The 14,612-nt window shown below is 50.8% G+C and carries 11 protein-coding genes; 6 read left to right on the top strand and 5 right to left on the bottom strand.

Annotated elements, in window-relative coordinates; translation table 11 throughout:
* Positions 1–27 precede the first annotated feature (27 nt).
* The gene (locus TH63_RS08350) at positions 28–1,941 is read left to right on the top strand and encodes a DEAD/DEAH box helicase (RefSeq protein ID WP_048920551.1); all 1,914 of its coding nucleotides are present in this window, start codon (positions 28–30) and stop codon (positions 1,939–1,941) included.
* A gap of 1,176 nt (positions 1,942–3,117) precedes the next feature.
* On the opposite strand, the gene TH63_RS08340 is transcribed toward TH63_RS08350, so the two are convergent.
* The gene (locus TH63_RS08340) at positions 3,118–4,350 is read right to left on the bottom strand and encodes a BaiN/RdsA family NAD(P)/FAD-dependent oxidoreductase (protein WP_048922682.1); all 1,233 of its coding nucleotides are present in this window, start codon (positions 4,348–4,350) and stop codon (positions 3,118–3,120) included.
* Between the two features lie 71 nt (positions 4,351–4,421).
* Entirely contained in the window at positions 4,422–5,249 is an 828-nt protein-coding gene (locus tag TH63_RS08335) for an SDR family oxidoreductase (RefSeq protein ID WP_076606623.1), read from the bottom strand.
* Here TH63_RS08335 and TH63_RS08330 point away from each other — a divergent pair.
* A complete protein-coding gene (locus TH63_RS08330) occupies positions 5,248–6,786 on the top strand; it encodes a phytoene desaturase family protein (RefSeq protein ID WP_231583568.1) in 1,539 nt (512 codons plus the stop codon). The genes TH63_RS08335 and TH63_RS08330 overlap by 2 nt on opposite strands.
* A 123-nt stretch (positions 6,787–6,909) precedes the next feature.
* Positions 6,910–7,794, top strand: a complete 885-nt coding sequence (locus TH63_RS08325; RefSeq protein ID WP_048920548.1) for an SDR family oxidoreductase — start codon at positions 6,910–6,912, stop codon at positions 7,792–7,794.
* 95 nt (positions 7,795–7,889) lie between these two features.
* On the opposite strand, the gene TH63_RS08320 is transcribed toward TH63_RS08325, so the two are convergent.
* Both TH63_RS08320 and TH63_RS08315 read right to left on the bottom strand, forming a co-directional pair.
* Complete coding sequence (locus tag TH63_RS08320; RefSeq protein ID WP_076606444.1) at positions 7,890–10,166, bottom strand: S46 family peptidase; 2,277 nt, start codon at positions 10,164–10,166, stop codon at positions 7,890–7,892.
* A gap of 191 nt (positions 10,167–10,357) precedes the next feature.
* The gene (locus TH63_RS08315; protein ID WP_082161811.1) at positions 10,358–10,795 is read right to left on the bottom strand and encodes a YkvA family protein; all 438 of its coding nucleotides are present in this window, start codon (positions 10,793–10,795) and stop codon (positions 10,358–10,360) included.
* Between the two features lie 189 nt (positions 10,796–10,984).
* Here TH63_RS08315 and TH63_RS08310 point away from each other — a divergent pair, with 189 nt between their 5' ends.
* Positions 10,985–11,737, top strand: a complete 753-nt coding sequence (locus TH63_RS08310; RefSeq protein WP_156180483.1) for a hypothetical protein — start codon at positions 10,985–10,987, stop codon at positions 11,735–11,737.
* Positions 11,738–11,810: 73 nt separating this feature from the next.
* Positions 11,811–12,335, top strand: coding sequence for a DinB family protein (locus tag TH63_RS08305; protein WP_048920545.1), 525 nt, complete (start codon positions 11,811–11,813; stop codon positions 12,333–12,335).
* A 156-nt stretch (positions 12,336–12,491) separates the two neighbouring features.
* Here TH63_RS08305 and TH63_RS08300 read toward each other — a convergent pair whose 3' ends face one another.
* The gene (locus tag TH63_RS08300) at positions 12,492–13,865 is read right to left on the bottom strand and encodes a PhoH family protein (RefSeq protein ID WP_082161597.1); all 1,374 of its coding nucleotides are present in this window, start codon (positions 13,863–13,865) and stop codon (positions 12,492–12,494) included.
* 227 nt (positions 13,866–14,092) lie between these two features.
* Between TH63_RS08300 and TH63_RS08295 the strand changes: the two genes are divergently transcribed.
* Entirely contained in the window at positions 14,093–14,569 is a 477-nt protein-coding gene (locus tag TH63_RS08295) for a toxin-antitoxin system YwqK family antitoxin (RefSeq protein ID WP_048920544.1), read from the top strand.
* Positions 14,570–14,612: the final 43 nt, after the last annotated feature.

The following is a 14,612-nucleotide window of genomic DNA, read 5'->3' as shown; positions in this document are numbered from 1 at the left end:
TGTCTTTATAAACACTATCAAAAATTAATGGAAAGAATTAAATTCCAGGAGCTTCCGTTGTCGGAAGAAATCCAGCGCGCTATCGTGGACTTAGGCTACGAAGAAGCTTCTCCTATTCAGACTGCCGCTATTCCGGTGTTATTGGAAGGTCGTGATGTTATCGGGCAAGCCCAGACCGGTACAGGTAAAACCGCCGCCTTCGCCATACCTACTATTGAAGGTATTGACCCTAACAACCGTGAAGTACAGGCGCTCATCCTTTGCCCAACCCGTGAGTTGGCTATTCAGGTATCAGAGGAGATACAGAAACTTGTAAAATACAAAAAAGGCATCAGCGTAGTGCCTATCTATGGTGGTCAGCCCTATGAGCGCCAATTACGCGCCCTCCGTCAGGGGGTACAGATCGTGATCGGGACGCCCGGCCGTGTGATGGACCACATTGAAAGAGGAACTCTTAAACTGGAAACCACCAAAACCATCATCCTTGATGAGGCTGATGAAATGCTGGACATGGGATTCCGGGAAGACATTGAGTTTGTGCTGAGCCATATGCCAGAAAACCGCCAGACGGTGTTCTTCTCGGCTACAATGAGCAAGCCAATCATGGAGCTGACGCGCAAGTACCAGACCAATCCTGAGATTGTGAAGGTAACCCAGCAGCAACTGACCGTGACCAATATTGAGCAGATCTACTTTGAGGTTCGCAGTGGCGGCAAGATGGATGTAACCACCCGTCTTATTGACATGTACAACTTTAAGGTGGTAATCATCTTCTGTAACACCAAACGCATGGTAGACGAGCTGGTAGGACACCTACAGGCCCGCGGCTACTTCGCCGATGGCTTACACGGTGACCTGAACCAAAACCAGCGTTCCAACGTGATGGGCAAGTTCAAAGCCGGTACGCTGGAAATTCTAGTGGCTACCGACGTTGCCGCCCGTGGTATTGACGTTGACAACGTGGAAGCCGTAATCAACTATGACCTTCCGCAGGATGATGAAAGCTACGTACACCGTATTGGCCGTACTGGCCGTGCCGGTAAGTCTGGAAAAGCCTTCTCGTTTGTGGCAGGCCGTGACCTTTACAAACTTCGTGACATTGAGCGCTTCACCAAAGCGAAGATCATCCGTCAGAACGTGCCTACCTATGAAGATGTAGCCGAGGTGCGCACCACCTTGCTGTTAGACCAGGTGAAAGAGGTAATTGCTAAGGGTAGCTTGGCCAAGTATGTCCTTAAAGTGGAACGCCTGGTTGACCAGGATTTAACTACCATGGATATTGCCGCTGCCTTGCTGAAATTGGTGATGAAAGACACCAAGAACAAAGAGAAGAGCGCCGAAGCCGGTGAGGCCAAAGGTGGCCCTAAAGCCGGGTTTGACCGTCTGTTTGTGACCCTTGGCAAGAAAGACCGTCTGCACCCCAAAGACCTGGTAGATATCCTTACCAACAGCACCAGCATCCCTGGTGGCAAAGTAGGTGATATTGATCTGTATGACCGGTTCAGCTTCATTGAAGTACCAACCGAATACACCCCTGAAATTCTGGAGCGCTTATCAGTTACTGAAATCAACGGCATGACCGTGAAATTCCAGAAAGCTGAGAAGAAGAACATGGACCCTGCCGAAGGCGGACGTGAGCTACAGGAGCTGGAAGACCGTCCTAGAAAGAAATTCTATGACAAGCCATTTGGCGACAGAGATCGTGGCGGTGACCGTGGTGGCAGCAGAGGCGGCTACGGCGGAGACCGTGACCGTAGCGGCGACCGAGGTGGCTACGGCGGAAACCGCGGTGGCGGTAGCTATGGCGACCGTGACCGAGGTGGTGACCGTGGCGGCAGCGCCGGCGGAGGAAGTCGCTTCGGCGGTGGAGACCGTGGTGGTCGCAGCAGCGGTGGCAGCGGTGGCGGAAGCTTCCGGGAAAGAAAAAGAAGAGATTACTAAAAATAATTTCAAATAAGATAACCCTGCTGAAAAGCCTCCCGTATAAGATAGGGACAGAGCTTAAAAGTTAATAAAGGGTTTAGTATCTGTTTTAAAATAAACGCAGCACTAAGAATGCTGCGTTTATTTTTTTGCCCTATTTTAAGGAAAAGTCTGGATTTTTAGCCCTTTAGGGTTTAGCCGTTGTTGGTGTTCTCACCAACGAACTCTACTGCTGGTCTATTTGCCATTGCTCCTTTGCTTTCTATTCTCTTCCTACCAAGCCTCCAAGCGGGAGTCGCGGCCTGCCCGCGTCTGTCACTTTTCTCCTTGCTGCTCAACCTAACCAAAAGAATCAAGAAGCCCCGAACTCGCTGCCGCTCAGACAGGCGGGGCATCACTCAAGTACCACCTGGCAAAGGCTATCTGCTGCGTAGGGAGCTTAGGCTACTGCCGTTTGATTAGCCGCTGCTTGCCCCTGCCCATGCTTCGGGCTACGCGGTGGCGGCCCTCCGCATGGTGCGGGGCAGGACATGGGTTGCTGTTGGTCCGTTGCAATGCCTTTATCGCCCTGCGGGCGGAGGGAAAGCCGCTTGCTGGCAGACTGTGCTGGCTCAAAAGACCTCGTAGCGTGCGCTGCTCCTACGAGTGTCTGTGCCAATGGCCCTCTACTATGGCGCGGAAGTTACTTCTGTGACTTATCTGTGAAGTACTTATTTAATGGAGGATGGTTCATCTACTGCATTTGTGTTTTCCTGTGTAAACACCCCTCTGCGCTCCCTTCAAGGGGAGAGTCCGCGCTTTGTAAAGGTTATTGCCTTTTGGGCCTGTTTTTAGGAAAACGGCCTCAAAATGTGAAATCAAATATTATCATGCATTCCCACGTTTTATCATGCATTCCCACGCATTCCCTCAATTCCAGTCTTTACTCCGAGCGCCTCGCTTGTGGCCATAGTCAAGCTTTACTAAGAGCAGCAGGCAAAGTGGCCACAAGGGCAGTGCGAGGGGGAAAGACAGGGCCCCGCGGCCGTGAGCGTTCGGAGGGAACAGATGGAACAACCCAGCATAAGGACTTAGGCGACAGTAGCCACCACGCTAGCCAAAGGCGGAATAGGAAATTACTATTAAAGAAACCGCAAGCTGCCTATACTCTAAACTAAATTCAGGCAAGCCAGCTAGAAGCAAAAACACTTTGTATTACTTTCCTTCCGCCATGGCTTTCCCTGCCAAATACCCCCCGGTCCAGGCGGCCTGGAAATTAAAGCCGCCGGTGATCCCATCAATGTCCACTACTTCGCCGGCAAAAAACAGTCCCGGGATAAGGCGGCTTTCCATCCGTTCTAACTGCAGTTCTTCCAATTTAATACCGCCGCACGTGACGAACTCTTCTTTAAAGGTGGTTTTACCTTTTACCGCGAAGGGAGTTCTGACCAGGAGTTCAATCAATTTGTTTTGGGCTTTGCCCGGTAAGTCTGCCCAGATAACGACTTCCGGAACTTCGGCTAGCTCGCAGAGGCGTTGCCAGAGCCTGGACGGAAGTTGGAAGAGGGGGTTGGAGAAGACGGATTTGCGAGGAGATGATTGCCGTTGCTGTAATAGTTGAGCGCGCACCTGGTCCTCGGTTTCATCGGGAACCCAATTAACCAGGGCTGTGCCGGTGTAATGAAGGCCGTACATGAGTTTAGCTCCCCAGGCCGAGAAGCGTAAAACCGCAGGCCCGCTGAGTCCCCAATGGGTGATGAGCAGGGGGCCTTCGGTTTCCAGTTTTTGACCGGTGAGTTTGATTTTGGCCTTCGGGACGGCCACGCCCATTAGGTCTTTGAACGGGGAGTTAGGTACGTTAAGCGTAAAGAGCGAAGGAAGGGGCGCTTCTATGGTATGGCCCAGTTTCTGCAGCCATTGGTAGCTCTCGGGTTTGGAGTTTCCGCCGGTGGCCACTAATATCTTTGAAGCCCTAATTGTTTCTCCAGTGCTTAACTCCAAAGTGAATTTAGGGGCATGCTCAGAAACCTTAATAGCATTAACACCCACTCCAGTCTTGATCTCTACCCCGGCCTGGCGGGCGGTCTGCAGAAGGCAGTCCATGATGGTTTCAGAGGTGTTAGACTGCGGAAACATGCGACCATCGGGCTCGGTTTTCAGTTTTACGCCGCGGGTCTCAAACCAATTGACGGTGTCCTGGGCGCCAAACATGGGCAGTAGTTTTTTGAGGGCTTTCTGGCCTCTGGGGTATTGCTGGGCAAAAACAGAGGGCTGGAAACAGGCATGGGTTACATTGCATCGCCCGCCGCCCGAAACCCTAACTTTGGAAAGCAGCTTGGTCGTTTTCTCCAGTAAAATCACCCGTAAGGCAGGATTCGTTTCGGCACAGGTAATGGCCCCAAAAAATCCGGCCGCTCCGCCACCAATCACTACTACTGTTTCCTGCATCTGTTTTACCCTTGAAATCACAAAAATAGGCAAAAAACGGCAGTCTGGTTTGGCTTAAGGCTGAATAGACCTTAAAACCCGGGTGAAGACAAACACTGGATCGGGTCTGGGAATTGGAAAGAGTAGTGGAGTTTTTTCTGGAGGTAATCGCTGTTGATGAGTTTGAAGCTAGTCTTTTCCTGGTGCGAGAAAACTGGGGGGACCAACCCTAATTGTTGGGCCGCTACAGTATAGAATTCCTCTCTGGACGGGTGCACAGGGGCGCAGGCGTTAAAGGTATAACCCCACTTTTGCTGCCGAAGGATTTCCGTTATTAGGGCCACACAGTCCGCCAGGTGGATCATGTTCACAGGACCCGTTGGGTTAGGAACCGCAGTCTTGCCCGCCAGGAAACGGCCAGGGTGCCGGTTGCCACCCATGAGTCCACCAAAGCGGACTATCGTGGAGGTTACCTTAGGAACCTGCTGCACCAGATATTCGCACCTAAGCATAAGGGAAGTAGCCTCAGGGGAGGCCAAGGCTTCTTCTTCAAATACCTCGCGGTTCAGGTCGGGGTAAACCGAGGTGGAGGAGACAAACAGAATTGCTTTTAATGTAGTGGATCTGGCTTCCAGTACGGTAGCAAGTAGCTGCTCATAAGTGCTTGCTTCATAAGAAGATCTGGAGGGCGGAAGATTAATGACTAATACCTCAGCCGTTAAGAATTCCTGTAACTCCGTTTTGGGCATGTTTTCTGGAAAAGACAGAAAAAACGGCTGGATGCCTTTTTCCTGAAGCACGGCTTTTTTACCGGGAGTGGTGGTAGACCCCTTCACCTGGTAGCCCATTGTTACCAGCTTTTCGGCTAGGGGCAATCCTAGCCAGCCGCAGCCCATTACACTTATTGTTTTTGTTGCCATGGCACAAAGAACGCTGGTAGCAGCCTGCGGCGCAACAAAACCCGCCAGAATTGGTTTCTGCTTGTACATGGAGACAAAGAAGGTACAGGTAGCCATTATTGGCGCCGGGTTTGGCGGACTTACGGCGGCGGCCTTGCTGGCCCAGAAAGGCCTGCAGGTAGCCGTGGTGGAACAGAACAAATATCCGGGCGGCTGCGCCTCTTCTTACAAACGCAAAGGTTACTGGTTTGAGACCGGCGCCACCACCTTGGTGGGATTGGACCCGGACATGCCGCTGCGTTACCTTTTGGACCAGACAGACATCCAACTGCCGGCCCTTCGGTTAGAGACCCCCATGCAGGTGCGCCTAACAGATGGGACGGTAATAACACGCTTTCCAGGTCTTGAAGATTGGATAAGGGAAGCCGAACGGGTTTTCGGGCCTGAAGGCCAGCAGGCGTTTTGGGAAACCTGTTATGCCATCAGCCGGAAAGTATGGCGCACCTCCTTAAGGCAATTGAGTTTTCCTTTTAGTAATCTTTCTGATGTTTGGGAAGCGGTTATGTCGGTGCGCTGGGAGCAGATTGGATTGGTACCGCTGGCTTTTAGCACTATGCGCGATTTGCTTTCCCGGCACAAGTTATTGGATAACGAACGGTTTGTGCAGTTTGTGGACCAGCAACTTTTGATCACAGCCCAGAATTACCATCCAGAAGTGAATGTCTTGTTCGGGGCTACCGCCCTGTGTTACACCTTATATGGGAACTACTACCTGCCCGGCGGACTCAGGCAACTCGCCGAAAGGGTGGTGCAGTACCTGGAGGAAAAACAAGGCCAAATGCTGTACGGCAGGGTTGTGCAGAAAGTAGTGCCTTTACCTCAAGGCGGATACGAAGTTACCACCGATAAAGGCTTAATAGAAGCGGAGTTCGTGTTTTTCAACGTGCCCATAAACAATGTCCATTCCCTTTACCAGGAAGAGAATATAAAACGAAAATTGAAGCCCATTTTGCTTCCAGCCGAGGAAGTAAACGGAGCAGTTACTTGGGGCATTGTCTTTGACCGGACACTCACTACACCGCAAGTGCTGCACCACCAATTGCATGTGCCAGGTGGCGTTCCGTTTATTGGGAGCGACAGTATTTTTGTAAGCCTTAGTCACCCAGAGGACGAGCTGCGTGCGCCCAAAGGAAAATGCGTGGCCTCGGTGAGTACGCACGTGCACCACCCGCACACCACCTGGATTACGCAGAAAAAGGATCTGGAGAAATGGGTGGTACGGTTTCTGGCAGAGCAGGGATTCTTTAAGGAGGAAGACGTCCATTTCGTGCAGGCTGCCACCCCTGGGGCCTGGATTGAATGGACCGGGCGGGAGTGGGGCCAGGTAGGCGGCTACCCGCAGTACCAGCGCATTAAACCCTGGCAAATGAAAGATGCCAGGCTAGATGGTAAGAAAGCCTATCTCTGCGGAGATACCGTATACCCTGGCCAGGGAATTCCGGGGGTGTGCCTGAGCGGAATCATCGCCGCTAAAAAGCTTCTGCGGGATCATTTTTAGGGCTGCACCATTTCCTTTCCTGCGTAAGTCAGGTTCCTGCAACTTACCAAAAAAGTCTTTTGGTTAAAATATCCCTTACTCAAGAAGAACTGTTAACTTTCCTTTTTCTAAACCGAAATCCATATGGCCTCCTATACTGAACCAATGCTGCGTGACAATGCGCTGAAGGGAAAAACAATTATCATTACCGGCGGCGGGACCGGCCTGGGTAAATCCATGGGCCTGTATTTCCTGGCCCTGGGTGCGAACCTGGTCATCACCAGCCGCAAGATGGACGTGCTGGAGCAGTCTGCCCGGGAAATGGCGGAGAAGACCGGAGGACATGTGCTGCCCGTGGCCTGTGATGTGCGCAAACCCCTGGAGGTAGAGGCCATGCTGAAGGCCACCCTGGATAAGTTTGGTGCCGTGCATGCCTTGTTGAACAATGCGGCCGGCAATTTCATCAGCCCCACGGAACGTTTGTCGCCTAAGGCTTTTGATGTGATTGTAGACATCGTTCTCAAAGGTAGTTACAACTGTACTCTTACACTTGGTAAGCACTGGATTGCCAACGAGCAGCCTGGTACTATCCTCAACATCGTGACTACCTACGCCTGGACTGGTTCTGGGTACGTGGTGCCCTCCGCTACTGCCAAAGCGGGGGTGCTGGCCATGACCCGCTCCCTGGCCGCTGAGTGGGCCAAGTACGGCATCCGGTCCAACGCCATCGCGCCGGGTCCTTTCCCTACCGAAGGCGCCTGGAGCCGGTTGTTCCCTGAGGCCCTGGCCAAAAAGCTGGACCCTTTAAACCGCATTCCGGTGAAGCGCTATGGTGAGCACCAGGAGTTGGCGAACCTGGCGGCTTACCTTATCTCAGACTACTCTGCTTACATTAACGGGGAGGTGGTGACCATTGACGGGGGTGAGTGGCTCTACGGCGGCGGCGAATTCAATTACCTGGATCAGGTACCCCAAGATATGTGGGACACCATTGAGCAGATGGTGCGCGGTAAGAAAGAGAAGGAATAAAGTATTTGCTGCCGTAGAAAAAGAATGAACAGGCAGAAACAAAAATAGCCCGGAGCGTTTCCGGGCTATTTTTGTTAAAACAAGGTAAAACCAGTTTAGTTGACTTTTTCTTTGATCTTGGTCTTCTTCTTGTCCTTCTTCACTTTGGTTTCCGTTTTCACTGTCACATCTGAAGGGGCAGGCTGCTGCGGTCCGTTGTTGACCAGAGTCATTTCCTTCACCAGGTGTCCGGCTCCGGCAAACTTATCTACAATGAACAGAAAATAACGGGCATCCAGACTGATGTTGCGTACCCGGTCAGGGTCATACATGATATCAGACATGGTGCCTTCCCAGTTACGGTCAAAGTTGGTGCCTATGAGTTCACCGCGGGAGTTGATCACCGGTGAACCCGAATTCCCGCCGGTAGTGTGGTTAGAAGCGATGAAAGCCACCGGCATCTTTCCGTTCACGCCATAAGGGCCGTAGTCCTTTTTCAGGTACAGCTCTTTCAATTTAGCCGGTACCTTATAATCTGGGATTGTGGGGTCTTCCTTCTCCATGATGCCCTCCAGGGTGGTGTAATAGTCATACGTCACGCCATCGGCGGGCTTGTAGGTGTCTACCTGACCAAAGGATACCCGCAGGGTAGAATTGGCGTCTGGATAAAACTTGCGGTCTTTCTGCATTTCGCGCAGGCCTTGCAAATAGGTGCGGTTCAGGAGCGTGTTCTGGTCATTTAACGCCGTGTACGTTGGTAGCACGCTGGTCCGGTAAATGGAAGAGAAAGCATTGATCAAGTTAACGGCTGGGTCAGCCAGTAATTTGGCCTGAAGTTTACCCATAGGGAGTTTCAAAAGGTCCTGCACTTTTTCCTGGGAGGTAAGGTTAGAAGCGCCGTACACGAAATTGGCGTACGCGTCCCAGTTTCCTTTGTAATCTTTCGTCACCGTTTGCAGAATGGTAGGCACATACTTCGCATCTAAGTCCTTTACATAAAGCTGCAACAGGTTGGCAAACAGTTTTTTGTCGGTGGCCAGGTTATAGTTCTTAAAGAAGCCGGTGGCCGCCTTAGTTAATCTGTCGACTTCTTTCTGGAAAGCGGCCGCGTCCATAGCGGCAGGATCAGCTTTCTGGATGTTATTGGAAAGCGTGGCAAAAGCCTGGGCATAGTTCAGTAACTCCACGCCCAGGACCGCTTCCATGTAGTAATCGCGGGCCAGGGTTGGGCCTTTGGCCAGTTGGGCGTAATTCTGCTCAAACTGGGGTAATACCTGACCATATTCGGTTTTGCGGCCGGTTTCCTGGGCCACCCAAACGGCAAACTTCCGTTCCTGTTCTTGTTTCTTGGTGATGGCGTCCAGCTTTTTCAAGCCGCGCATCTCGCCAATCCATTTCTTGTGGGCATTACTCACGCTGGCGTATTTGGCGGCGTACTGGATTCTAACCTTTGGGTCAGCTTTCATGTCCTGGTCCAATAAACCCAGCTTCATGGTCCTGATTTTCACCTTGGCTGGGTCAGAGATTTCCATGATCTCCCTCACCGCCTGGGAGGGAAGGTACTCGGTGGTTCTGCCGGGGAAACCGAACACCATGGTAAAGTCACCGGGGTTAATGCCAGAAAGGGAAATAGGCAGGTGGTGCTTAGGTGTGTAAGGCTTGTTGTTAGGCGAATACTCAGCAGGCTTATTGTCTGGGCCGGCATAGATCCGGAACAGGGAGAAATCACCGGTATGGCGAGGCCACATCCAGTTATCGGTGTCACCGCCAAACTTTCCTATGCTTTCGGGCGGAGCGCCCACCATTCTAATGTCTTTGAAAGTCTCGGTCACATACATGTAGTACTCCTTGCCATAGAAGAAAGGCCGGATGATGGCGTCATAATGGGTGCCGGCCGTGGTAGCAGCCTGTACTTTCTTGATGTTGGCCTGTACCTGTTTCTCGCGCTCTGCCTCGGGCAGATTGGCAGGCACGTCTCCCAGAATCTGTTTGGTCACGTCTTCCATGCGAACAATGAACGTGGCGGTAAGGCCTGGGTTAGGCTTTTCCTCGGCACGGGTCATGGCCCAGAAACCGTTGGTGAGGTAGTCATTCTCTACCGAGCTATGCGACTGGATCTGGCCGTAGCCGCAGTGGTGGTTGGTGAGCAGAAGTCCCTGGTTTGAGATGATCTCCCCGGTACAGCCGCCGCCAAACTGCACAATGGCGTCTTTCAGGCTTGATTTGTTGATACTGTAGATGTCTTCGGCAGTTAGGCGCATTCCTCTCTTCTGCATGTCTGCCTCGTTCAGTTGCTTGAGCAACATTGGCAGCCACATCCCCTCATCGGCGGAGGCAGTGAAAGAACCCAGCGCTAACAGTACCCAAAGGCAAAATTGCTTGCGGTTGAACATACGTTAGTTGTTAATTGAGTCAGCTCAAAAATAGTAAACAGCCGCTAGGAACACTAATGAAAGTAAGGGCAGAGGCAGACTTAAAAACGATGGGACTAACAGACAAAAAAGAAGCGCCCTGTTTTAAAGCCGTTTTCTCAAAAACAGCCTCAAAACAGGGCGCCAGTGCTGGCTATGAAACCAGAAGTTGTTTAAGAATGGCCCACGGCCACGGTGCTGTCTTCCCATAACTGGAATTTCTGCAGTTCCTCCTGGAAGGCAGAGATAAACCAGGCCATCAGGCTCAGGTCATCGGCGAAGCCCAGTATTGGAATAAAATCTGGGATAAGGTCCAGGGGAGTGGCCACGTACAACAGCACCGCCACGCCTAACAGCATGGACTTGGTATTGATGTCACGGTAGGTTCCGTTGTAATAGGCTTTTACCAAACGTATGAACCGGAACATGATATCTTTGATCTGGTCCACGCCGCTTTCATTGCTGTTAGAGTCCTTCAGTTTCTCATAGGCGGTGGTCAGCAGCAAGCCAATTTTCACGGGTTTCCCCATGAGACCGGTGGCCTTAGACATCATGTATTTGAAGACCGCGTTTTTAGAGATGCTATAACCTTTGTCTGCAAGTGAGCTCATATTGATATAGTTAAAGTCAGAAGATTTTTGCTGCATATACGGTTGGGCGCTGCTTCTGGATAAATTCTACCTGGTTTTTGCCTGGTTTTTAAAAAACAGGCCCGAAACGGAGGCTTCTTGCAGGTTAGAAAATTATAAATTTCTATATTTAACAGCCTATTTATAAACCATTCATAGAAACCGCTGCGCATGAAAAGAATATTACTCTTAACGCTTCTTCTTACTGGTTTTTTGCAGGCCAAGGCCCAGAAAGTGCTCATAGAACCTTACGTGATAGGGTTGGTGGAAGACTTTAAAGGAAGGCAATGGGTAAAGGATAGTCCTAAAGAGGCTATCTACATTGATAAATTCCACCAAACCGAAGCCAAGCTGCTCCAATACCTTGACTCCTTGGTGACCACCTATAATAAAAAGACCTATGACAAGATTCAGCTGTCTTTGGAGAACTGGGAGCAGAAAAACTGCTATTACTGCCATGAGTTCAAACTGATGTACTCAGACCGGCTAGCCGACAAAGTTAATGATGCCTATTCCTTTAAATGGGAGAAAGAGGTCAATGATGCCAACCAGAAGGTGTATGTAGGCACCCTGAAGACAAATGCCTTTAAGACCCCGCAGGAAAAAGCGTCTTTTCTGGCCGGGGCCTATACGCGGTACGGGTTACGGGAAGCCGATACTTACACCTACCGGTTCAGCGGCACCCGCAGCAAATTCAAAGCCATTCTACGGGAACTGGAAGCCCTTCGGTGCGATATTCTGGAGGTGAAACTGGACGATGAAACTTCTCCCATCCAGCAGATTTCTTTTACCCCCAGTGAGCAGCTGCGTCCTTACCTGGAAAAGCAGGACAAGCTCCGGCGGGACATTTTAACCAAAAAAGAGGCGGTTAAAAGGGAGAAGGGAAACGTAAAAGAAATCTTTGACAATGTCCAGGAGCAGTAATTGTGCGTATGGATGCAGATACAAACCTTTTTAACCGCTTTATCACCCACTTTTAACCTTTGCCGCTACCGCGATGATACCTAGACCACTTCCCGGCGATTACGCCGCCTATTATACTTCCTACATCCAGACAATTCCTGAGCAGGCAGATGTGCTGGATCTGCTCCAGAAACTGCAACAAGAAGTGAATCAGCTTTTTGGCCGAGTAAGTGCCACGGAGGCCGACTTCGCCTATGAGCCCGGTAAATGGACCATTAAACAACTGCTGGGCCACATGAACGACACGGAACGCATTATGGCCTACCGCGCCCTTTGCATTGCCCGCGGCGAGCAGGCGCCTTTGCCTGGCTTTGATGAAAATGATTACGTGCGAAACGGTTATTTTGAGGAAAGAACCTTGGCTGGCCTTCTGGCCGAGCACCATGCTATCAGGGCCGCCACCATTGCCTTATTAGATACCCTGCCAGAAGCAGCTTTCTCCCGCCGGGGTAATGCCAACGGACAACCCGTTACTGTGGCAGGGCTCGCTTTTATCATTGCTGGCCATGAGCGCCATCACCTCAATATCTTTAAAGAGCGCTACCTGGTGAAAATTTAGTTTTTTGTTTATTGTTGATTGTTGATTGCTTTTTTGAAAAGCGCAGTTATCAATTGGGAAACAGAAAACCCGTTTTGAGCCTGGTTTACAGAAAACAGGCTCAAAACGGGTTTTTCAATTCAGATAGGTCAACAATTAACAATCAGCAATAAGCAATTAAAGAAGGTCATTAGCAAGGTTGGCCAGTTCAGAGCGTTCCCCGCGCTGAAGGGTCACGTGGGCGTAAAGCGGGTGGTTTTTGACTTTGTCAATCAGGTAGGAGAGGCCGTTACTTTGGGAATCCAGGTAAGGGGTGTCTATCTGGTAAATGTCTCCGGTGAAAATGATTTTGGTGTTTTCGCCGGCCCGGGAGATGATGGTTTTGATCTCGTGTGGGGTAAGGTTCTGGGCCTCATCTACAATAAAGATAATGTTAGACAGGCTTCGCCCCCTAATGTAGGCAAGCGGCGTAATGACCAGTCGTTCATCTTCCACCATTTCCTTTATGCGGTTACTTTCGCGGCTGTGTTCCGGGTATTGGTTCTGGATGAACTTGAGGTTGTCCCAGAGTGGCTCCATGTAAGGCGCAATCTTGGAGTTGGCATCGCCGGGCAGAAAACCCAAGTCGCGGTTACTTAGCGGCACAATGGGGCGGGCCAGGTAGATCTGCCGGTAGACCTCCTGCTGTTCCAAAGCGCCTGCCAGGGCCAATAAAGTCTTTCCGGTACCGGCAACGCCTTGGATAGAAACAAGTTTTATGTCTGGGTGCAGAATGGCATGCAAGGCAAAGGTTTGTTCCGCATTACGGGGTTTCACTCCCACGGCCGTTAACTTATCTACCCGTTCCAGGGCCCGATCTTTGGGGTTATAATATGCTAAGGCAGAAGACTTAGCGCTGCGTAGAATAAAGTAATGGTTATCTGAGGGTGGGTTGGGCAAGGCCTCGTCTACCGGGCAAACGCCCTGATCATACAGCTGCGAAATAACGGTCTGCGGAATATCCTCCACCAGATCATTCCCTCGGTACAGGTTAGAAACGTTATGGATCTTGCCCGTCTCGTAGTCCTCGGCGGCTAGGTTAAGGGCCCTTGCCTTCAGGCGTAGGTTAATGTCTTTGGTAACCAAGACCACCTTATGGTCCGGCATTTCCTGCTGCAGCGAAAGGGTGGCATTCAGGATCTTGTGGTCGGCTTTGTCATCATTGAAGATTTTCTCGGCATCCAGGAGCGCGCCGTTGCCCATCAAGACCTTAAACCTTCCTTTATTGCTACCGGGCAAGGGAATCCAGGTCTGCAGCATGTGTTCGGTAGACAGATTATCTATGAACCTGATGAACTCCCGGGCTTCAAAGTTCTTGATGTCATTGCCCTTTTTAAAATTGTCCAGTTCCTCTAGCACCGTGATGGGAATGGCCACGTCATGCTCCCCAAAATGCTCTACCGCGCTATGGTCATACAGAATAACGGACGTGTCCAGGACAAAGGCCTTGCTAGATTTGGCTGCAGCTGCTGGTTTGGCTGCGCGTTTACGGGAGGTGGCAGGAGTTTTCACACGTAAAAGGTTTAAGGGTGGGCTGCCCTTTTTTCAGGCGTTTAGGGCAGTGATTCTGAACCTAATCTAACGAATGAATTGATAACCTGTCGTCTTGACTTTGTCTTTTAAATTTTTGTACTTCCCTCTTTTCCGCCTGCTTGATAAGGCTAGGGTCCAAGCCGGGTTTTTTTCAGGTAAAGGAAAACCTGTGAAAGTGGCAGGCACACTTTCGAAAAGCAAATCTTATGGTTAAAGTATACAAGGCAGGTTTACTGCTGATCTTGGTTCTACTGTCTTTTCAGAGCATGGCCGTGGAATGGCCCTGGAAATGGAACAAGGTGGGTAAAAGGGGAGACCGACACGGAAAATGGCGGGAATATTACAGCCACAAGCCTGAGCAGCTCATGTATGTGGGTAGGTTCAACCACGGGAAGGAGCGGGGCACCTGGAAAACCTATTCCCCGGACGGAAAACTGGAACGGGTTGAACGCTATAAGCCGGCCAAGAAAAAAGTCCTGACTACCTTTTACCACCCCAACGGAAAGGTGTCTCACCAGGGAATTGCCTATCTCTTTGAGGAAAATGGCTACCTGAAATACCAATGGCACGGCGACTGGCAGTACTATGACTCCACAGGGACTTGGCGCGGTTGGAAATCCTTTAACAAAGGAAAAGCCCTGTCCGCTGAACCCATCCTTACCAAGAAAGAAGGAGGCAAATAGAGGTTTTCCGTTTAAGAGGTACTTTTCAGAAAACAGGGGTAAA

Origin of the sequence: Rufibacter radiotolerans, assembly GCF_001078055.1 — a bacterium.
GTDB classification, from domain to species: domain Bacteria; phylum Bacteroidota; class Bacteroidia; order Cytophagales; family Hymenobacteraceae; genus Nibribacter; species Nibribacter radiotolerans.
Note: the sequence above shows the minus strand (reverse complement) of the source record. Positions and strands in the feature narration are given on the sequence as shown.

Bases quoted from the DNA above. Each gene is read 5' to 3' on its own strand.
- TH63_RS08350 (WP_048920551.1), top strand. From the start codon at position 28: ATGGAAAGAATTAAATTCCAGGAGCTTCCGTTGTCGGAAGAAATCCAG.
- TH63_RS08340 (WP_048922682.1), bottom strand. From the start codon at position 4,350: ATGCAGGAAACAGTAGTAGTGATTGGTGGCGGAGCGGCCGGATTTTTT.
- TH63_RS08330 (WP_231583568.1), top strand. From the start codon at position 5,248: ATGGCACAAAGAACGCTGGTAGCAGCCTGCGGCGCAACAAAACCCGCC.
- TH63_RS08335 (WP_076606623.1), bottom strand. From the start codon at position 5,249: ATGGCAACAAAAACAATAAGTGTAATGGGCTGCGGCTGGCTAGGATTG.
- TH63_RS08325 (WP_048920548.1), top strand. From the start codon at position 6,910: ATGGCCTCCTATACTGAACCAATGCTGCGTGACAATGCGCTGAAGGGA.
- TH63_RS08320 (WP_076606444.1), bottom strand. From the start codon at position 10,166: ATGTTCAACCGCAAGCAATTTTGCCTTTGGGTACTGTTAGCGCTGGGT.
- TH63_RS08315 (WP_082161811.1), bottom strand. From the start codon at position 10,795: ATGAGCTCACTTGCAGACAAAGGTTATAGCATCTCTAAAAACGCGGTC.
- TH63_RS08310 (WP_156180483.1), top strand. From the start codon at position 10,985: ATGAAAAGAATATTACTCTTAACGCTTCTTCTTACTGGTTTTTTGCAG.
- TH63_RS08305 (WP_048920545.1), top strand. From the start codon at position 11,811: ATGATACCTAGACCACTTCCCGGCGATTACGCCGCCTATTATACTTCC.
- TH63_RS08295 (WP_048920544.1), top strand. From the start codon at position 14,093: ATGGTTAAAGTATACAAGGCAGGTTTACTGCTGATCTTGGTTCTACTG.